Consider the following 19,796-nt stretch of genomic DNA (forward strand, 5'->3'; position numbering starts at 1 on the left):
TGTGATGACGCAGAGTGTTGTCAGTAACCCTTGGGCTGCCAAGGCCCGTGCTCTGGATCGCTACCGCTGGCTGCTGCTGCGCGAGCGTCATGGCCGGCTCGGTAGTATCTTGCGTTTTGCTCGCGAGTTGGTCGGTGATTGGCTGTTCGGTCTGTGTGCCAAACGTCGTCTGGCGGCCACGATCACGGCCGAGCCCTGTGACTTCTTGCTGCTGCAGTCGGCCCCCAAGGTGATCAAGTTCCAGCGCAAGAAGCTGTTGATCGAAGACCTGAGTGCACGTGGTCATAGTCTGGTGGAGACCGCTCTGGAGGAGCCCAGGGCAATCCTTCGCCAGCGTCTGCTTAGGCGGCCCCCGTGCAGCGTGCCGACTCGCTACTTCGGCCATGCTGCTTATGCCGAATGGCTGGTGGAGCGCTATCTACCGCGCATCTTGCTCAATGATCGTAATGGCAGTCTGTATGCACCGTTTTTGCGTCTATCGCTGAATGCGCGGCAGCGTCTGTTGGTGCAGCTGGCCCATGCCTCGACCGTGGAGAGTTCACGGCGTCTGGGCATGAACGACTACGATTACTACTTTATATTTGGCCAGAGTTCACTGGAGGCGTTGCAGTCGAGAGCCTTGCGTTTCGGTAGCTCACAGGCTGTGCTGGCGGGCTCGCATATGGTCGATCAGGCTTATGATCTGCAGCCTGCTGATTCTTCTCTTCGTGTTGTCCTAGTGCTGGGTGTTGGCCCTGATAAGGAAAAGCAAGTCGGTTACCGGCGCACTTACGCACTTATACGCGACTGGGCGGCGCAAAATCCCGACTATCAGGTGCTGGTCAAGGCTCATCCGCGTAGCCAGGTGTTGTTCTGGCAAGAGACTGCCGCAGCTCTGGATAATCTGCAGGTGTTGCCCGCCAGCTGCACACTGGCTGAGGCCCTCGGGCGTGCGTCACTGGTAATCAATATAATGTCCAACGCGGTGATTGAGGCCGCATTGGCACGGCGACCGGTTATCTACGTAAATGTCAGCGGTGAACCGGATATTTTTGCTCAGGATAGCTTCTTCGGTCAGCGGGTCGAGCGTGTTGAGCAGTTGCAGCAGCGGATTGCGCAGATTGATGCTGATTACGCACGCAGTCTGGAGCAAGCTGCCCGCTTTGCCGATTATCACCTGGCCTATGGTGTTTCCGGGCTCGCGCGGGCTGGAGCCTTACTCGAAAAACTTCTGCGCAACGAGCAGATTGAGAGCCAGCCTCTGTTGCAGGGACTGGTTACTGATAAATCTTACAAGGCAGGAAGCTGCAGCGGTGTGAGTGGTGCTATGAGCGGGTTTTGTTTTGAACGTGCGTTTGTCATTAATCTTGATCATCGCACGGATCGTTGGGTAAAGATGACGGAGAACTTGGCTCGGGTCGGTATTGCCGCCGAACGTTTTTCCGCCATCAGTGTTCGTGATCTGGTAGATGACCAGCCTTCGGGCGCGCTCAAGGCATTTCTTCAGCGCGTTGATGGCCCGAGTCCGTCTGCAGAGCATAAACTGCAAACGACTTGGGCGTGCATGCGCAGTCATCTGGCGATCATTCGCATTGCACGCGATGCAGGTTGGCCGTCGGTGTTGATTCTCGAGGACGACTGCGAGTTCGAGTCCTATACCCGGGCCGTGCTGACTCAGGCATGCAAGCAGTTGCAGGGCCGTGAGTGGGGCTTGTTGTATCTCGGCGGCACCTTCAAAAAAGGCGGTAAGAAAACAGCAGCATCCACGAATCTCTGGGCGGTCAGCCGTATTCGTCTGGCTCATGCCTATGTAGTAAATGCCAGCCTCTATGAGCGGATTCTCCGCGAGGCCCCCGAGTCGGGTTTGCCGCTCGATTGGTATTACTCGGAAGTGCTGCAGTCCTCTGTTGAGACTCTCATGGTGCGGCCGACGCTGGCCCAGCAGCGCTTGCTTGATATGAGTGATATCGAACAGGTCGAGCGTAAGCCTAAACACAAAACTCGCCAAATGCTGCAGCGTTGGTGGGCAAAAATACGCTACGGCCGTTCGTCGTACTAATGAGGCAAATATGACCAATACATTGCCATCTTCGCGATGGACTGCTGTTCTGACGCTATGGCTGGCTTTTGGTTTCGCATGGCTTTTGCTGGGTATGTTCTTACTTCCGACCAGCAAGTTGTATCAGCAGGGGTTGATTGTTTTCTTCTGGTTGCCAGGTTTGCTGGCGCTGTTCTCTATAGCAGCAGTGCGGCGTGCATGGGACTATATGCTGTTGTTTTTGCTTGCTCTGTCGGTACTCTGGGCTGGTGTTTCCATTGCCTGGGGAGGGGCAGCAGACCGGCTTAAGGAATTGCTTTATGTCTGCCTTGCGGTAAACGCTGTGGTCGCTCTGGCTGCGCTTAATGCGCGCCTGCTTTGGCAGGTCTTGCTGAGTTGCGCGGTGCTAGGTTCCGTACTGGTTTGGTGGTCACTTTTCTATTTTTATGTGTTGCAGGACCAGCCGCTAGAAACGCGCGTTGTGGCTACAGGCTTGCTCAATCACACCATTCTTGCATCGCATGTTATTGGGGTTATGGGGCTGGTTGTGTTGTTTATGCGCAGTTGGCTTTCGCCGCACCTTCCTCGTTGGCTGTGGGTTGTCGCGTGCATAGGTTGTTTGGTTTTCTTGTTGATGTCGCGCAGCAAAGGCCCTGCGCTTGCGTTGTTGGTGTGTTTGGCGCTATCCGGTATCTGGTCCGCTTCTCGTTGGGCTTGGCTAGCAGGTGGTATGGCTATCTTCACGGCGCTGCTGGGGGCTTGGTTGCTGCCTGAGCAACTGTTACGTGGTGGTTTTTCCTATCGCCCGCAATTGCTCGAACAGGCCTGGATGTTATGGCTGGCCAATCCTTGGCTGGGGCTGGGGCTTGGTACCGACTATCAACTGCTAATCGCCGAATTGGGCAACAGCTATGAGCATGCCCACAACCTCTATATGCACCTCGCCGTGCAGTTAGGTGCCATTGGTCTATTGCTCTGGCTCGCTTTGCAGGCAGGAATTGCCTGGCGCGCGTGGTCGGCAAGGGGCTCGGTGCCGGGGCAAGCACTGTGTGCGCTGTGTTGTTTCTCCTTGGTTGCGTTGTTGACGGATGGTATCGGCCCCTGGGTCAAACCGCGGGAGGAGTGGTTTACGGTGTGGTTGCCAGTACTTCTCGGTTTTGCCTTGGCCGTAGACCGGAAGTTGCTTGCGAAGTCACGGGCTGCGAATAGCCAGGATCTTACTGTTAGTAACGACAAGTAGGCGTTGAGCATAATGAAGGCGACGTACCCTGCAGGTAGTGAAAATGTCGGCGATGAGCTTAACCGTTGGTTGTGGCCTGCTCTTTTGGGTGATTTGCCCACGGACAGCACAAGCGGGTCTGCGCTCCTGGGTATCGGAACTCTGCTCAATCGTGAGTTTTGTACGCGATTAGACGGTGTAAGTCGTATCAATGTGCTTGGCACTGGGGCGGGTTATGGGTCGCCACCTGAACAGGACGCTCGTTGGCATTGCTATGCCGTTCGCGGCCCGCGTTCGGCTAAGGCAATGGGGCTGTCGAGCGAGCACGCCGTCGCCGATGCCGCCTATTTGCTGGCTACGCTGGACTGGTCTGTCTGGACGTCTACTGCCAGGACAGGGAAGACCGTTGTCGTCCCGCATCATCGCTCACTGCGTTTTCTGGATTGGGCCGCAATTTGTGAGCAGGCGGGGCTGACGTTTCTTTCGCCTCTGCTGTCGGCAGAGTCATTCATGCAGGAACTGGCTTCGGCGGATTTGGTCCTGGCAGAGGCTATGCACGGGGCTATTCTTGCCGATATTTTGCGTGTGCCCTGGGTCCCGTTCAGCTTTGGCGGTCAGTTCAATGCCGAAAAATGGTACGACTGGGCGGAGGCTTTTGGTGTGTCTCTGCAGGTGACCGAACTCTCTGGGTTTTATGAGGCAGCTAGGTTCGCGGGTCGCAAGGGATTGCTCCATCATTGCGGGCAGTGGCTCAAGGCGGGTCTGCAGCGCTGTGGACTTGGTAAGCGGAAATGGCGAGCCGTGACTCCGCCAGGTTGGCCTTTCGAACGAGCCGAGAAGGAATTGGTTCAGGCTCTGCGGGGGGTATCGCAGCTGCCAGGTCAATTGACTGGTGAGCAAGTTTTTCGCCAGCGGGTCGCCCAGCTATATTGTTGCGTCAACCAATTGCGGCGTGACTATGGCGGCGAGGATTGCAAACCTCTTAGCGGGAATCCGCAGGCGTTTTTCAGCCGGTATGGTGAGTAGGTATGATCCCGCGAAAAATTCACTACTGCTGGTTCGGAGGTAAACCATTGCCTCTGCAGGCCAGACGCTGCCTTGCTTCGTGGGCCTATCATTTGCCGGATTATCAGGTAGTGCGTTGGGATGAGCGAAGTTTTGATATCACCGCACATCCATTTGCCGCAGCCGCTTATGTTGCTGAGCGCTACGCCTTTGTTTCTGACTATGTGCGTATGCGCGTTCTCGAAGAGCATGGCGGTATCTACTTGGATGTGGATGTTGAGGTGCGTGCGCGTTTTGATGATTTGCTTAGCTTGCAACTGTTTATCGGAACTGAGGATCAGCAGCGCTTTGCCACGTCGATTATTGGTGCACAGGCTGGGCACTGGCTGCCGCGGCATATGCTGGAGTTTTACGACCGCACGGAGTTCGATTTGGCGCGGTTGTCCGAATTGGTGAACGTCAATGAGGTCAGCCGATTGCTTATAAATCAGGGGTTCACAGGCAGCGGCGGCGACGAGCTGCGTGGCCAAGAGCGGACGCTTGCTATCGGTATGCTCGCAGATGCTCGTGGTGTTGCTGCTCCAGGAATGAAACCTATTGCGCGGCACTTCTATGCGGGCAGCTGGCGTTCACGCAGCGATAAAGGGGTTCTAAGTCGTATTGTTCGCGGGCTGCGCAAGTTGCCGGAACAGATTGAGGCGTGGCTGTATTTGCAGTGCTACAGAGTCGGGGCTTACCTCCGCTAGAGTGAGTTCGGCGGGCTATAAGCAGTTAGTTTCGTGCCGTGGGTGTGTAGGTGGTGCTGAAGTCTGGCCGGTTTCTAGCAGCCTTGTAGGCAGCCATTAGCTCATCCCAGGGGAAGTTCTGCACCTTACGCCGCTGCAGGTAATTGCGCAGGTGCTGAAAGTTTCGGCGAATTAGGGTGCGTCCCAGTGGACGTCCCTTAAAGCGGATGTCGAGAAAGTCGATCAGGCCGAAGCCACCACCAGGCGTATGCAGGATGTTGCCCAGGTGCAGTGAGCGAAAGTAGATGCCGTGCTGATGCAGTTGATGGATATAAGTGGCCAGTTTCGGCAGTAGCAAGTCGAACTGCTCACGATCGCTGTGGAACATTCGATCCAGTGGTAGGCCTGTGAGTGGCTCGTAGAGGCACGCGCTGATCAGTTTGCTGCGGTCAATCCAGCAGGTTTCACAAATCGCGGGAGTCAGGATACCTAAAGCCTGTAGGCGTTTGGCGCGATCATCGAATCGGGCCGCGTCGGGGCGCAGGCGGGCAAGCAAGGGCAGGCGGCGGCTGCGGAAGATTTTCAATAATTTGCCATCGGTGAGGCGAATTACTTTGGCACCATGGCTGTCTTTTTCCAGAACCTCACCGTGGCTCAGCCAATCTTGGAATTCTTTCGCTGTTACAATCCGCATCTTATTTCTCTAGTCGTCGTACGAGGCGTGCCGAATGGCCAATTCTAACCAGCAATCGAGTGTCAGGGTTTATTTGCGATTGCTGAAATACGTGGTCCCTTACTCGGGCCTGTTCGCCATCAGCATCTTGGGTTTTTTGATCTTCGCGTCCACCCAGCCGATGTTTGGCTACATCCTCAAGTATTTTGTGGACGGGCTGGCCAACCCGGATGCTAGCTTCTTCGCGGCTGTGCCCTACCTGAAAGATGTGCCTTTTCTGGTCGACCTGAAGCTTATGCAGGTCGTGCCCCTACTGATTGTGTTGATCGCGCTCTGGCAGGGCATCGGTTCCTTTCTCGGCAACTATTTTCTGGCCAAGGTTTCGCTAGGCCTGGTGCATGACCTGCGCGTTTCGTTGTTTAACAACTTGCTGGTTCTGCCTAACCGCTACTTCGATACCCATAACTCGGGCCATCTGATTTCGCGGATTAGCTTTAACGTGACCATGGTCACCGGCGCGGCTACTGATGCCATCAAGGTCGTGGTGCGCGAGGGCATGACGGTGATTTTCCTGTTCGCCTCGTTGCTGTGGATGAACTGGAAGCTGACTCTGGTGATGCTGGCGATTCTGCCGCTGATCGGTCTGATGGTGACCAGCGCCAGCCGCAAGTTCCGCAAGCAAAGCAAGAAGATCCAAGCGGCCATGGGCGATGTGACCCATGTGGCGTCTGAGACTATCCAGGGCTACCGGGTCGTCCGCAGCTTTGGTGGTGAGTCATACGAGCAGGCGCGCTTTCTCAATGCAAGTAATAGCAACCGGGAAAAACAGCTGCGTATGACCAAGACCGGTGCGGTGTATACGCCGATGTTGCAGCTGGTGATTTACACCGCCATGGCGGTGCTGATGTTCCTTGTTCTGCTGATGCGCGGCGATGCCTCGCCTGGCGATTTGGTCGCCTACATCACCCTGGCGGGCCTGCTGCCCAAACCGATTCGCCAGCTGTCTGAAGTGAGCGCCACGGTGCAGAAAGGCCTGGCCGGTGCCGAGAGCATTTTCGAGCAGCTTGATGAAGATATGGAGGTCGACCACGGTACTGAAGAGCGCGCACGTGTTAGCGGTCACCTTGAAGTCCGTGATTTGAGCTTCCACTATCCAGGGACCGAGAAGCCGGTGCTCAACAACATTTCCTTTGTTGCCGAGCCTGGGCAGATGGTTGCGCTGGTAGGGCGTTCGGGGAGTGGTAAGTCAACGCTGGCCAGCTTGATTCCGCGTTTCTATCACCATGAGCAGGGCCAGATCCTGCTCGATGGCCTGGATGTCGAACACTACCGCCTGCGCAACCTGCGTCAGCACATTGCGCTGGTGACCCAGCACGTCACCCTGTTCAACGACACGGTGGCCAATAACATTGCCTATGGTGATCTGGCCGGTGCTCCGCTTGAGGATGTGCGCAAGGCGTCTGAAGCGGCTTACGCGGCTGAGTTTATTGAGAAGCTTCCAGAGGGCTATGCCACTCTGGTGGGTGAAAACGGCGTGCTGCTCTCCGGTGGTCAGCGCCAGCGCCTGGCGATTGCCCGCGCGCTTCTGAAGAACGCGCCGTTGTTGATTCTCGACGAGGCCACTTCGGCGCTGGATACCGAGTCGGAACGGCATATTCAGGCCGCCCTGGATGAGGTGATGAAGGGTCGTACCACCTTGGTGATCGCCCACCGCCTGAGCACTATCGAGAAAGCTGACCTGATTCTGGTGATGGACCAGGGGCAGATTGTCGAGCGCGGCACTCATAGCGAATTGCTGGCGCTGAACGGTTACTACGCGCGTTTGCATGCGCGTGACTTCGTCGAGGGTGACGATCAGATTGCGGAGCAGGATGCCTGATGCTCAGCCATTTACGCGCCTGGCGTGAACGTGGCTGGACGCCTATCGATGCGGCCGCCTATGCAAACGCTTGGCAGCTGTTCGGCGGCAGTGTCGCCACCCATCCGCAGGTCGTCGAGCGCCTGGCAGGGTTGGCGGGTTTGCCGGTGCGTTACCTGGGCTGGTTTGAACGGGGCGAGTTGCGCGCCGCCGTGCCGACCTGGGGGCGTCACCTGGCCTTGTCCAAGGATGTGCTGAAACAGCATGGCAAGCGTGGTTTGTTCGACCTGGGTAATGCCGAAATCATCCTGCCGCTGGCAAGCGACGCGCGCGTGCCGCTGCGGCACAAGGTGCGCTACCTGTCGGCGCTGAATGCCGAGCAGGTGCTCGGCCGCCGTGAGCAGCCGGAAGGTCTGGCGTTGGCTCGTGAGCCAGAGGAATACAGCAAGAAGTTCCGCTACAACCAACGCCGTGAGCAGCGCTTGCTGGAAGAGGCGGGCGGTGTCGTTCGGCCGATGTTGGAGCTGTCCGCCAGCGAGCAGGCGCTGATCTACGCCAACCTGTTTCAGCGCCGCTGGGGCTTCGAGGCCACCGGCAAGGCGCATCTGGCCGAGGTGTTCAGCCTGATGCGCGACTTTATTACCGGCTCGCTGATTTACCTGAACGACCAGCCCGTGGCAATTCAGGTGCTCTACCGGGTCGAGGCACCGCAATGGGTCAGCCTGGAGTACATCAACGGCGGCGTCGACCCGCAGAACCGCGAGTTCAGCCCCGGCAGCGTGCTTAGCTTTATCAACAGCCAAACTGCCTGGGCCGAGGCCCGCGCTATCGGCAAGCCCTTGCGCTATTCCTTTGGCCGGGCGGATCGCGAGTACAAGGACCGCTGGTGTAACCGCTTCCCGGTTTATCAGGTCTGAACATGACAGGACGCAAGCAAACCCTGCTTAAGCGCCATCGTCGCAACAAGCGCTTTGCGCTGTTGCTGGCGTTGCTACTGCTGACGCTGCTCGGTGTGTTTGCTGCCTGGTGGTGGGTGCCGCTGCTGATGCTACTTGGCTGGATTGGGCACGAGGCCTGGTTTGCCGATCACCTGTTCTATTCCCCAGGCGATGACTATCAGTACGTGTTTGCGCCGGGTACGCCAGCTGTGCCTGCTCGTATCGAGGCTGGTCGGCTGATCCTCGACGGCGCCGTGGGCAGTGCCGATAGTCTGTTCCTGCAGGTGCGAATCAAGGCGAGCTGGCTGGGCCGCCGGCTTGACCCCTATGTGCGGCTCGGAACGGATCGTCAGGATTTCGAGCGCGGCGTGCAGGGGCTGCGCTACTTGAATCTGTCTGGGCAAGGCGAGCTCTTGGCCGATGGGCAGTTACAGATCCGCGGGCGCTTCTGCCGCCTTGAGTCGACCGCGCTGCTCTATGCGCAGGCTAACCCGGATTACGCCGAACAACGCTTGATGATTATTGCGCCGCATGCCGATGACGCCGAGCTGGCGGCTTTCGGCCTGTACAGCCGTGCCCGCGATGTCAGCATCGTGACCCTGACCCAGGGGGAGATCGAGGCCGAGGCCTACCGCTCGCTGGGCTTGGACACCACTGCGGCCGCGCGCCTCAAGGGTCGCCTGCGCAGCTGGGACAGCCTGGCCGTGCCGCTATGGGGCGGTGTGCCGCAAAATCAGTGCTTGCAGCTGGGGTATTACTGCCTGCAATTGCCGGCCATGGCCGCGCAACCGCAGCAGGCATTTGCCTCGCGCGAGTCGGGTGAGGGCGATATTCGCAGCGTACGCGTGGCCAATTCAATCACACTGCCTGGCGACGCCGATGGCCTGCCCAGCTGGCGCAATCTGTTGGCCGATTTAGTGGCAGTCCTTGAGCACTACCAGCCTGAGGTGGTGGTGACGCCGCACCCGCAGCTGGACCCACACAGCGACCATGTGGCCAGTACCCAGGCACTGCTGGAGGCGATTGAGCTGAGCAGCTGGAAGCCGAAAACCCTACTGCTGTATGCCAACCACCTGCACGACAACGACCGCTGGCCGATGGGCCCTGCTGGTTTTGGCATTGCACTACCGCCCGCTATTGCAGCGCTGCCGGCGGATGGTTTGTGGAGCCCGAGTCTGGATGCCGCGCAGCAGCTGGATAAAGCCATGGCCCTGGCCATGCAACACGATTTACAAGGCGCATTGCCGCTTAAACGGCGCATCCGCCGGTTGATTCAGCGCCTGCTGGCCGGGCGGCGCTGGCCGGCCACTGGTGAAGACGAATTCTTCCGCAAGGCGGTGCGCCGCCACGAACTGTTCTGGGTGCGTACGCTCGACGGTTGATCAGCGTATTTACCTGCCAATGTTATGATTTGCGGCGATTCGTTTTAGCCGCTTCTGGAGTGTTTATGAAATTGTCCATGCCGCGTTTCGACCAGGCCGCCGTTCTGGTGGTGGGCGATGTGATGCTCGATCGTTATTGGCATGGCGGCACCTCACGGATTTCTCCGGAAGCGCCGGTGCCGGTGGTCAAGGTCGAGCAGATCGAAGACCGTCCGGGTGGCGCGGCCAACGTCGCGTTGAACATCGCCGCGCTCGGCGCACCGGCGGTGCTGGTCGGCGTTACCGGCACCGATGAGGCCGCTGATAGCCTGAGCAACAGTTTGCAGGCAGTCGGGGTGAAGACGCTGTTTCAGCGCATCGCAACGCAGCCGACCATCGTCAAATTGCGGGTGATGAGCCGTCACCAGCAACTGCTGCGCATGGATTTCGAAGAGCCGTTCAACACCGACGCCGCCGCACTCGCCGCCAGCGTCGAAGCGCAGCTCGACGGGATCAAGGTGCTGGTGCTGTCCGATTACGGCAAAGGCGCGCTGCAGAACCATCAGGCGTTGGTGCAGCTGGCGCGCAGCAAAGGCATCGCGGTATTGGCCGACCCCAAGGGCAAGGACTTCTCCATCTACCGTGGGGCCAGCCTGATTACCCCGAACCTGCACGAGTTCGAAACCATCGTCGGCCATTGCCGCGACGAGGCCGAGCTGGTGGCCAAGGGCGCAGCGCTGATGAGCGAGCTGGAGCTGGGCGCGCTGTTGGTAACCCGTGGTGAGCACGGCATGACCCTGCTGCGTCCGGATCATAGCCCACTGCACCTGCCGGCTCGTGCCCGCGAAGTGTTCGATGTGACCGGTGCCGGCGATACGGTGATTTCCACCCTGGCCGCCAGCCTGGCCGCCGGCGAGGAGCTGCCGCATGCCGTGGCCTTGGCCAACCTCGCCGCTGGTATCGTGGTCGGCAAGCTGGGCACTGCCGCCATCAGCGCGCCCGAGTTGCGCCGGGCGATTCAGCGCGAGGCGGGTTCAGAGCGCGGCGTGCTGAGTCTCGACCAGTTGTTGCTGGCGGTCGAGGATGCGCGCGCCCATGGCGAGTCGATCGTGTTCACCAATGGCTGTTTCGACATCCTGCATGCCGGCCATGTGACCTACCTGGAGCAGGCGCGCGCCCAGGGCAATCGCCTGGTGCTGGCGGTCAACGATGATGCCTCGGTCAGCCGCTTGAAAGGCCCGGGTCGGCCGATTAACTCGGTGGACCGGCGCATGGCCGTGCTGGCCGGCCTCGGTGCGGTGGACTGGGTGGTGAGCTTTAGCGAAGATACCCCGGAAAATCTGCTGCGTCAGGTCAAACCGGATGTGCTGGTCAAGGGCGGCGATTACGGTATCGAAGGTGTGGTCGGCGGCGATATTGTTCGCGCCTATGGCGGCGAAGTGCGCGTGCTGGGGCTGGTGGAAAACAGCTCGACTACTGCCATCGTCGAGAAGATCCGCAACAAGTAAGCCGCTGCCCAGCGACTGGCTGTTGTGCCAGTCGCTGGCGTCGGCGCGGTCATAGGCGCTTGCCCCGGCCGCGCGCATCATCCCTGGCATCCCCCGCATGGAGCGAGATGCCATGACTTCCGACGTACAGGGCCGTGCCCTGGCAATGCTCAACCGGGTCGCCCAGGCTGACTGGCCGGACCGTTTGAAACTGCGCAAACCCTTCGAAAAACTTATCTATACCGGCAGCCGTGCGAGCTTTCGTGCGGCGGCGCAGCGTGCGGGCAAAGCCGCCAAGGTGGCGCGTCCGGTTGATCCCGATGCCTTGTTCGACCTGTCGTTGTCCGATGAACAGCAGATGCTGGTGGAGATGCTCGAAGCCTTCGCCAGTGAGGTGCTGCGGCCGCTGGCCCACGACGCCGACGCGCAGGCGGCGTTGCCGGCGGCCTTGCTCAACCAGGCCCATGAGCTGGGCCTGACCCATTACGGAGTGAGCGAGGCGCAGGGCGGCATGGCCGGCGAGCGCACCACCCTGAGCAATGCCTTGATCGCCGAAGCGCTGGGCAAGGGCGATCTGTCCCTGGCGGCGGCCTTGTTGGTGCCGTTGTCGGCGGCCAACTGCATTCGCCGCTTTGGCACTACAGCGCAGCAGGCGCACTGGCTGCCGGCGTTTGTCAGCGAAGAACGAGCGCCGCTGATGGCCATTGCGGTCAATGAGCCGGTGCCGTTATTCGATCCGCTGCGTCTGGCCACTCAGGCGAAAAAGCGCGGCAAACACTACCTGCTCAGCGGCGAGAAATGCCTGGTGGTGCGCGGCCTGGATGCCAGCCAGCTGATTATTGCCGCGCAGACGGCGGACGGCCCTGGGCTGTTTATCGTCGATGCCGGAGCCAAGGGTTTGCAGCGTCAGCCGCAGCCCGCCATGGGCCTCAAGGCCACCAGCACCGCGCGCGTGCTGTTGAAAAGCGTCAAGGTGCCGCTGGAGGCGCGTCTGCTCGGCGAGCAGTTCAGCTATCAAGGCTTTCTCGATTACGCCGCGTTGGCCTGGTGCGCCCTGGCGGTGGGTACGGCGCAGGCCGCGCTGGATTATGTGATCAGCTATTGCAACGAGCGCCTGGCCTTCGGCGAGCCGATCAGCCACCGCCAGGGCGTGGCTTTTATGGTCGCGGACATGGCCGTGGAGGTCGACGCCATGCGCCTGATGGTTTGGCGCGCCTGCGCCCGCGCCGAACAAGGCCTGCCCTTCCAGCGCGAGGCCTATCTGGCCCGCCTGCTGTGCGGTGAGAAGGCCATGCAGATCGGCACCGACGCGGTGCAACTGCTTGGCGGCCATGGCTTTACCAAAGAACATCCGGCCGAGCGCTGGTACCGCGATTTGCGTGCGTTGGCCGTGATGGCCGGCGGCCTGCAACTCTAAGGACGCATCGACATGAATCTGGAAACCCCAAAGAAATTCCGTGGCCTGGTCAATCAGGCCCATCAGGTGGCGGAGAACTACTTCCGGCCGATCTCGCGCAAGTACGACAAGGCCGAGCATGCCTATCCCAAGGAACTGGATCTGCTCGCCGCCTTGCTCGACGGCATGAACGCCGGCTCGCCGGATGCCATTGGGGCCACCTCGGCGAGCAAGCGGGGGGCGGCCCGCGAGCAGCAGGAAGGAATCAAGAACGGCGGCAACCTCTCGGCCCTGCTGGGGGTGATGGAGCTGTGCTGGGGCGATGTCGGCCTGCTCTTGGCCATGCCGCGTCAGGGCCTGGGCAATGCGGCGATTGCCGCGGTGGCCAATGACGAACAGCTCAAACGCTTCGGTGGCACCTGGGCGGCCATGGCCATCACCGAGCCGGGCTGCGGCTCGGATTCGGCGGCGATCCGCACCACCGCGATCAAGGATGGCGATCACTACGTGCTTAACGGCGAGAAAATCTTCGTCACCTCGGGTGAGCGCGCCGATGCGGTGGTGGTCTGGGCCACCCTGGACAAGCACCTCGGCCGCGCGGCGATCAAGTCCTTCGTGGTCGAGCACGGCACGCCGGGCATGACGGTGACGCGTCTGGAGAAGAAGCTCGGCATCAAGGCCTCGGATACCGCCTCGATCAGTTTCAGCGACTGCCGGGTGCCGGCGGCCAACTTGCTGGGTAACCCCGAAATCGATGTGCAGAAGGGCTTTGCCGGGGTCATGGAAACCTTCGATAACACCCGCCCACTGGTAGCTGGCATGGCCGTCGGGGTGGCTAAGGCCTCGCTGGACCGCACCCGCGAACTGCTGAAAAAGGTCTGTACGCTGGATTACCGCAAGCCGCTGCTCAGCGTCAGCCATGCCGAGGCGACCCTCTATCGTCTGGAGGCCGAGTGGGAAGCCGCGCGCCTGCTGACCCTGAAAGCCGCCTGGATGGCCGACAACAAGTTGCCTAACTCCAAGGAGGCCTCGATCGCCAAGGCCAAGGCCGGACGGGTGGCCAACGAGGTGACACTCAAGTGTGTGGAACTGGCCGGAGCGCTGGGTTATGGCGAGGATGAGCTGCTGGAAAAATGGGCGCGCGACTCGAAGATTCTCGACATCTTCGAAGGCACCCAGCAGATCCAGTTGCTGATCGTGGCGCGGCGCTTGCTCGGCAAGAGCTCGAGCGAACTGAAATAAGCGACGCTTGAACGAAGTCCCTTTTTGCCCTGCTTAGGTGGGGCTTTTTTGTGCCCGGCCATTCTGGGTGGCCGGCGCGGCACCGTGCTGCTGGGCCAGCCAGTCCTTCCAGCGTATCCGTTCATCACGCACCACCCAGCCATCCTGCGCTGCAAAGCTTTCTGCCAGCCACAGCCCGCGCGTGCTGGCGGCGTGCAGCTGGCCTTGCTTGAGGGTCAGCAACTGGGCCGTCGGGCGGCCCTGATCCAGCGGAATCAGAAACAGATCGGGGCGGGCGCGATTGAGGCGGGCGATCAGTTGGCCGTCCTCGAGGTGCTCATCGACATGCAGCAGGCTCAGTTGCTGGCTGTCCTTGGGCAATTCCAGGCGCAGGTCGTAGACCAGTTGCAGCGAGGCCGTTGGCAGGTGCACGTAGGCGTGCGGCCGCTCCAGCAGCTTGAGGTTGCCGCATTGCACCGGACGCGCGGCCCCGGACAGGGCGCTGAGGTTGAAGTGCGCGGTTTGCCGGTAGCGCAGCGCGCCCTGGTAAGGCGTGGGCAGCCAGGTATCGCCGAAGCGCCCGCTCAGCCAGCCCTCCGGGGTTTCCAGCAGGCATTCTTCGGCCACTTCCTGAATGGCGGTGAGCAGCGGCAGGTTGAGCTCGTGGGTCGGCACATAGCCGGAGATCAGCTTGAGCACCACGTCGCCACGGTCGAGACGGCGTTGGCGCACCAGCAGCCAGTAGTCGCGCCCCTGCCAGTTGAGGGTCAGGCGCACGGATACGCCGAGGTTGGCCAGTTCCAGGGCAAAGCGCTGGTTATCGGCCACGCTCACCGGTTTGCGCTTTTCCAGCATCTGGCGAAAATTCAGCGGCCTGCCCAGGCCCTGGTAGCACAAGCCGTCGGCGCTGGCCTCGACAAACAGCTGTTGGCTCTTAAAGCTGCTGGGGTCTTTGCGGATCAGGGTGCGCGGCATTGCAACTCCTCGCGGGCATGAACATGGCCTGAGAGCTTGGCACAGTTGGGCGCAGCTGGCGGCCTAGAGCCTGTTTTTAACGCAGCAAGGCCGACGCGCAGCAGAGCGTAAACGGGTTCTTAGGCAATATCCTGAATTACAGCGGCGGCGGTGGCGACGTTGTGCGCCAGGTGTTCGGGGTTGATGGTGCCGATGATGGCGCTGGTGGCCGCCGGGTGGGCGAAGATCAGCTCGAAGCTGGCGCGTACCGGGTCGACGCCCTGCGCGAGGCAGGCGTGGCCGCTGGCCAGGGCTTTTTTGATCAGAATGCCCTTGCCGTGCAGTTCGGCGTAGTCGAGCACGGCCTGCTCGGTTTGCTCATTGAGGTTGTAGGTGACCATCGCGCAGTCGCCGTGTTCGAGGGCCAGCAGGCCGCCTTCGACGGTTTTGCCGGAGAGGCCGAAGCCGCGAATTTTGCCCTCGCGCTTAAGCTCAGCCAGGGTTTCGTACACGCCGCTGTCACGCAGGATGGCCACGTCGTTGCCGTCCGAATGCACCAGCAGCAGGTCGATATAGTCGGTTTCCAGGCGTTTGAGGCTGCGCTCCAGCGAGAAACGCGTGTGTTCCGGGCTGAAGTCGAAGCGCGACTGGCCGTTGTCGAACTCTTCGCCGATCTTGCTGACGATCACCCACTGCTGGCGTTGCCCGCGCAGCAACGGGCCGAGGCGGGTTTCGCTGGTGCCATAGGCCGGCGCGGTGTCGATCAGGTTGATGCCCAGGTCATGGGCCAGGGCCAGTAGCTGGCGCGCGGCGGCGTCATCGGGAATGGTAAAGCCGTTGGGGTATTTCACCCCCTGGTCGCGGCCGAGCTTGACCGTGCCGAGCCCCAGCGGCGAAACCAGTAGCTCGGTCGCGCCCAGCGGGCGGTGCAGGTTGTGCAAACTGTGCAGGGCATGCATCAGAACAGTTCCTCCCAAACCGGTGGGGCTACGGCGGGCTGTGGTAGCGCCGGCAGTGGTGCGTGGCTGCCCGGGCGAATGCCGTCGCGTTGCAGGGCGGCGAGCACGCGGTCGGCGAAGTCCGGCGCAAGTGCCAGTTTAGTCGGCCAACCGACCAGCAGCGTGCCCTGTTCATTGAGAAAGGCATTGTCCGGTCGTACCAGGCCCGATTGCGCCGGCTCGGCGCGTTCTACGCGCAGGGTGGCCCACTGCGCGGCTGAGAGGTCGACCCAGGGCAGCAGCTCGCTCAACTCCTTCTGCGCGGCCTGGATTTGTGCCGCTTCGTTACGGGCCACGCCATCGGCTTCGGCCAGGTCGCCGCCGAGGTACCAGACCCACTGGCCATCGGCGGCCGGGTGGGTGGTGACGGTCACCCGTGGCTTCGGCCCGCCGCCCAGGCAGTGGGCGTACAGCGGCTTCAGCGTTGGGCCTTTGACCAGCACCATATGCAGCGGGCGCAACTGCTGCGCCGGCTGGCTCAGGCCCAAAGTCGCCAGCAACTCGGCGTTGCCGCGGCCGGCGCTGAGGATGATGCGTTGTGCGCGGATCTCCCGGCCATCGACGATCAGCCCTGCCAATTCGCCATTTTCCTGCAACGGCTCGATGCGCTCGGCGGCCAACAGGCCATCGCCGGCCAGTTCGCTCAGGCGCTTGATCAGACTCGGCACATCCAGCACCAGTTCGGCCAGGCGATAGACCTTGCCCTTGAATTTCGGATGCTGCAGCGCCGGCGGCAGCTGCTCGCCCTTGACCTGATCGACGCGGCCACGCACCGCCTTGCTGGCGAAGAAGCTGGTGATATTGCCGGCCAGGCTGCCGGGCGACCACAGGTAATGGGCATCGGAGAGCAGGCGCACGCCGCTCAGATCCAGTTCGCCGGTGCCGGCCAGGGCTTCGCGCCAGCGCCGCGGCATATCGGCGATGGCTTCCGAGGCCCCGCTCAATGCGCCATGCAGGGCGTACTTGGCACCGCCGTGGATGATGCCCTGGGATTTCACGCTCTGTCCGCCGCCGAGGCTGGCGTTCTCCACCAGCAGGGTGGCAAAGCCCTGGTGGCGCAGGCGTGCATTCAGCCAGAGGCCGGCGATACCGCCGCCGACGATCAGAACGTCAGTGCTCAGAGCTTGGGACATGCGCGCGCCTCGATGGGAAAACGGGCGCGCAGTATACCGCGAGCGGCCTGTGCCGCTCGCTCGATCAATGGCCGACGCTGCTCGAGAACAGCTGGATAACCACCACGCCGGCGACGATCAGGCCCATGCCAAGCATGGCCGGCAGGTCCAGGCGCTGCTGGTAGAGAAATACCGCTGCAATGCTCACCAGCACGATGCCGAGGCCGGCCCATACCGCGTAGGCGACGCCGACTGGAATGGTCTTCACCACCAGGCTGAGCATCCAGAAGGAAATGCCGTAGCCGACCACCACCAGGAACAGGGGCAGCGGTTTGTTGAAACCATCCAGGGCCTTCATCGAGGTGGTGGCGATGACTTCGGCGGTAATGGCGATGGCGAGGTACAGGTAGCCGCTCATGATGGGCCTCCAGGGTGAAGTGGCGGCCATTTTAGTGGCTGCGCCGATGGGGTAAAGTCATTACCTATCTGCTTTGGAGATGGGTTGTGCAGTGGAATCTGGAACAAATTCGCGTGTTTGTCAGCGTCGCCGAGGGTCAGTCGTTCTCTGCGGTGGCGCGGCAGAGTCGGCGCGCGCAGTCGGCCGTGAGCAGTGCGATCGCCTTGCTGGAGAGCGACCTCGGCGTGCAGTTGTTCGAGCGTAGCAGCGGCCGTCAGCCGCGCCTGACCGACGCCGGTGCGGCCTTGCTGGAAGAGGCGCGCGAGGTGCTGCGCCAGTGCCAGCGCCTGCACGGCCGCGCGCTCGGCCTGGTGCGTGGCGAAGAGGTGTGCCTGCGCCTGGCTCAGGACGAAGCGATGCCTTATCAACCGGTGCTCGATAGCCTGGAAGCCCTGGCCCAGGCGTTTCCGTTGCTGGAGGTGCAGCTGGCCAGCGGTGCCCAGGGTGATGTGGCGCGCAAGCTGCTGGAGCACCGCGCCGATCTGGGGCTGCTGTTTCACCACGAGCAGATGCCGGATGCCCTGGAGCGCCAACGCCTGGGCACCATCGAGCTGGTTACGGTGTGCGGCGCAGGGCACGCCCTGGCCGAGGCCGTGCATGTCGACCGGCGCGAGCTGGCTCGCCATCGGCAATTGCTGATGGCCCCGCAGGACGGTCATTACCCCGGCGGCGAGCAGCTCAGCCCGTCGATCTGGCGCACCGACAGTTTCTACTCCATGGCCGAGTTACTGATGCGCAACCTCGGCTGGGCTTGGTTGCCGCGCCATGTGCTGCAATACCCGACTTACCAGGGGCAGCTGGTGGAGCTGAGCAGCGACTGGGTGCCGCCACCGCTGGTGGTGGAACTGGTCTGCCGCCGCGATGAGGCGCTCGGCCCGGCTGCGCTGTGGCTGGCCGAGTGCTTTGCCAAGCACCTGCAGGCCATAGGCTGATCGAAAAGTGCCTGCGCATCGGTGATGCTGCGTTAGAAAGTAGTTCGGCCTGCTCATGTACTATTCGTACACTCCGCGTCCTCACTTCTTTCTGCCTTGCCTGACCTTTGCTCGACGACTTTTCCTAAAGTGCCTAAGCTGCGCGCCATGAATAGAAGCCTCTACACCCTGTTGTTTTATTTCGGTTTGCCGCTGGTGGCCGGGCGTCTGGCCTGGCGCGCCTGGCAGGCACCGGCCTATGCCAAGCGGATTGGCGAGCGTTTCGCCCTCGGCCTGCCGCCGCTCAAGCCGGGTGGCATCTGGCTGCATGCGGTGTCGGTGGGCGAGAGCATCGCCGCTGCGCCGCTGATCCGTGAGCTGCTGGCGCGCTATCCGCACCTGCCGATCACCATGACCTGCATGACCCCGACCGGTTCGGAGCGGATTCAGGCGCTGTTCGGCGGTGCCGAATATGCCGGGCGAGTTCAGCACTGCTACCTGCCGTATGACCTGCCGTGGGCGGCGGCGCGTTTTCTCGATCAGGTGCAGCCCAAGCTGGCGGTGATCATGGAAACCGAGTTGTGGCCTAACCATATCCACCAGTGCGCCAAGCGCGGCATCCCCGTGGCGCTGGCCAATGCGCGGTTGTCCGAGCGTTCGGCGCGCGGTTATGCGCGCTTCGCCAAGCTCGCCGCGCCAATGCTCGCCGAGCTGGATTTGCTTGCCGTGCAGACGGCGCTGGAGGCCGAGCGCTTTCGCAGCCTGGGCGCGCGCCCTGAGTGCGTCGAAGTCACCGGTTCGATCAAGTTTGACCTGAGCATTGACCCGGAGCTGCTCAGCCGTGCGGCCTTGTTGCGTGAACAATGGCAAGCCGAGTCGCGGCCGGTGTGGATCGCGGCCAGCACCCATGCCGGCGAGGATGAGATCGTTCTGGCGGCGCACCGTGAGCTGCTCAAGCAATGGCCCGAGGCGCTGCTGATTCTGGTGCCACGCCATCCTGAACGCTTCAATGCGGTGTTCGAGTTGTGTCAGCGTGAAGGCTTTACCACCCAGCGTCGCTCCACCGGCGCAGCGGTGCAGGCGGCGGATCAGGTGCTGCTTGGCGACACCATGGGCGAACTGCTGTTTCTCTATGCGCTGGCCGACACCACATTTGTCGGCGGTAGCCTGGTGGCCAACGGCGGGCATAACCTGCTGGAGCCGGCGGCGCTGGGCAAACCGGTGCTGAGCGGGCCGCAGCTGTTCAACTTCCTGGAAATTGCCGCGCAGTTGCGTGCCGCTGGTGCCTTGGTCGAAGTGGCGGATGCGTCGGGCCTGGCGCAGCAGGTGGCGCAGCTGTGGCGTGAGCCTGAGGCCGCACAAGCCATGCGCACGGCGGGGCTGGCGGTGATGCAGGCCAATCAGGGCGCGCTGGCGCGCTTGCTCGCAGGCTTAGGCCGTTTGCTCGGCTAGCCCGTGCGCGTT

The 19,796-nt window shown here is 61.6% G+C and carries 17 protein-coding genes; 12 read left to right on the forward strand and 5 right to left on the reverse strand.

Annotation, left to right across the window (positions count from 1 at the left end; all coding sequences use genetic code 11):
- The first annotated feature begins 4 nt into the window (after window positions 1–4).
- From WBK23_RS08280 to WBK23_RS08295, 4 genes are read left to right on the forward strand one after another with little or no spacing between them, the layout of a single operon-like run.
- The gene (locus tag WBK23_RS08280) at window positions 5–2,038 is read left to right on the forward strand and encodes a glycosyltransferase family 25 protein (RefSeq protein WP_424483505.1); all 2,034 of its coding nucleotides are present in this window, start codon (window positions 5–7) and stop codon (window positions 2,036–2,038) included.
- A 10-nt stretch (window positions 2,039–2,048) separates the two neighbouring features.
- Window positions 2,049–3,257 (forward strand): O-antigen ligase family protein, encoded by a 1,209-nt coding sequence (locus WBK23_RS08285; RefSeq protein ID WP_424483506.1) that lies wholly within the window; start codon window positions 2,049–2,051, stop codon window positions 3,255–3,257.
- Between the two features lie 12 nt (window positions 3,258–3,269).
- Window positions 3,270–4,262, forward strand: a complete 993-nt coding sequence (locus WBK23_RS08290) for a polysaccharide pyruvyl transferase family protein (protein ID WP_424483507.1) — start codon at window positions 3,270–3,272, stop codon at window positions 4,260–4,262.
- Window positions 4,263–4,264: 2 nt separating this feature from the next.
- Window positions 4,265–4,987 (forward strand): glycosyltransferase family 32 protein, encoded by a 723-nt coding sequence (locus tag WBK23_RS08295; protein WP_424483508.1) that lies wholly within the window; start codon window positions 4,265–4,267, stop codon window positions 4,985–4,987.
- 25 nt (window positions 4,988–5,012) lie between these two features.
- Here WBK23_RS08295 and WBK23_RS08300 read toward each other — a convergent pair whose 3' ends face one another.
- The gene (locus WBK23_RS08300) at window positions 5,013–5,660 is read right to left on the reverse strand and encodes a toluene tolerance protein (protein WP_424483509.1); all 648 of its coding nucleotides are present in this window, start codon (window positions 5,658–5,660) and stop codon (window positions 5,013–5,015) included.
- A gap of 34 nt (window positions 5,661–5,694) precedes the next feature.
- Here WBK23_RS08300 and msbA point away from each other — a divergent pair, with 34 nt between their 5' ends.
- The 6 genes from msbA (at window position 5,695) to WBK23_RS08330 (ending at window position 13,921) form a co-directional block, all read left to right on the forward strand.
- Window positions 5,695–7,518 (forward strand): lipid A export permease/ATP-binding protein MsbA, encoded by a 1,824-nt coding sequence (gene msbA, locus WBK23_RS08305; protein WP_424483510.1) that lies wholly within the window; start codon window positions 5,695–5,697, stop codon window positions 7,516–7,518.
- Window positions 7,518–8,414: a GNAT family N-acetyltransferase gene (locus WBK23_RS08310; protein ID WP_424483511.1), complete on the forward strand. Its 897-nt coding sequence runs from the start codon at window positions 7,518–7,520 to the stop codon at window positions 8,412–8,414. The genes msbA and WBK23_RS08310 overlap by 1 nt, the downstream gene beginning before the upstream one ends.
- 2 nt (window positions 8,415–8,416) lie before the next feature.
- Window positions 8,417–9,817 (forward strand): PIG-L deacetylase family protein, encoded by a 1,401-nt coding sequence (locus tag WBK23_RS08315; protein WP_424483512.1) that lies wholly within the window; start codon window positions 8,417–8,419, stop codon window positions 9,815–9,817.
- 65 nt (window positions 9,818–9,882) lie between these two features.
- Entirely contained in the window at window positions 9,883–11,304 is a 1,422-nt protein-coding gene (hldE, locus tag WBK23_RS08320; protein WP_424483513.1) for a bifunctional D-glycero-beta-D-manno-heptose-7-phosphate kinase/D-glycero-beta-D-manno-heptose 1-phosphate adenylyltransferase HldE, read from the forward strand.
- Window positions 11,305–11,416: 112 nt separating this feature from the next.
- A complete protein-coding gene (locus WBK23_RS08325; RefSeq protein WP_424483514.1) occupies window positions 11,417–12,700 on the forward strand; it encodes an acyl-CoA dehydrogenase family protein in 1,284 nt (427 codons plus the stop codon).
- 12 nt (window positions 12,701–12,712) lie between these two features.
- Entirely contained in the window at window positions 12,713–13,921 is a 1,209-nt protein-coding gene (locus tag WBK23_RS08330; protein ID WP_424483515.1) for an acyl-CoA dehydrogenase family protein, read from the forward strand.
- Between the two features lie 33 nt (window positions 13,922–13,954).
- Here WBK23_RS08330 and WBK23_RS08335 read toward each other — a convergent pair whose 3' ends face one another.
- The 4 genes from WBK23_RS08335 to WBK23_RS08350 all read right to left on the reverse strand — a co-directional run bounded on the left by WBK23_RS08335 (window position 13,955) and on the right by WBK23_RS08350 (window position 17,382).
- A complete protein-coding gene (locus WBK23_RS08335; protein WP_424483516.1) occupies window positions 13,955–14,875 on the reverse strand; it encodes a metal ABC transporter ATPase in 921 nt (306 codons plus the stop codon).
- Between the two features lie 119 nt (window positions 14,876–14,994).
- Window positions 14,995–15,813 carry an aldo/keto reductase gene (locus WBK23_RS08340; RefSeq protein WP_424483517.1) on the reverse strand — a complete coding sequence of 273 codons (819 nt, stop codon included), beginning with the start codon at window positions 15,811–15,813 and terminating at the stop codon, window positions 14,995–14,997.
- Window positions 15,813–16,985 (reverse strand): FAD-dependent oxidoreductase, encoded by a 1,173-nt coding sequence (locus WBK23_RS08345; protein ID WP_424483518.1) that lies wholly within the window; start codon window positions 16,983–16,985, stop codon window positions 15,813–15,815. The genes WBK23_RS08340 and WBK23_RS08345 overlap by 1 nt, the downstream gene beginning before the upstream one ends.
- 64 nt (window positions 16,986–17,049) lie before the next feature.
- Window positions 17,050–17,382: a DMT family transporter gene (locus WBK23_RS08350; protein WP_424483519.1), complete on the reverse strand. Its 333-nt coding sequence runs from the start codon at window positions 17,380–17,382 to the stop codon at window positions 17,050–17,052.
- 86 nt (window positions 17,383–17,468) lie between these two features.
- On the opposite strand from WBK23_RS08350, the gene WBK23_RS08355 reads away from it, so the two are divergent.
- Window positions 17,469–18,353 carry a LysR family transcriptional regulator gene (locus WBK23_RS08355; protein WP_424483520.1) on the forward strand — a complete coding sequence of 295 codons (885 nt, stop codon included), beginning with the start codon at window positions 17,469–17,471 and terminating at the stop codon, window positions 18,351–18,353.
- Between the two features lie 147 nt (window positions 18,354–18,500).
- A complete protein-coding gene (waaA, locus tag WBK23_RS08360) occupies window positions 18,501–19,784 on the forward strand; it encodes a lipid IV(A) 3-deoxy-D-manno-octulosonic acid transferase (protein ID WP_424483521.1) in 1,284 nt (427 codons plus the stop codon).
- Window positions 19,785–19,796: the final 12 nt, after the last annotated feature.

The sequence above is a fragment of the Pseudomonas sp. genome (assembly GCF_049653025.1).
GTDB lineage: Bacteria > Pseudomonadota > Gammaproteobacteria > Pseudomonadales > Pseudomonadaceae > Aquipseudomonas.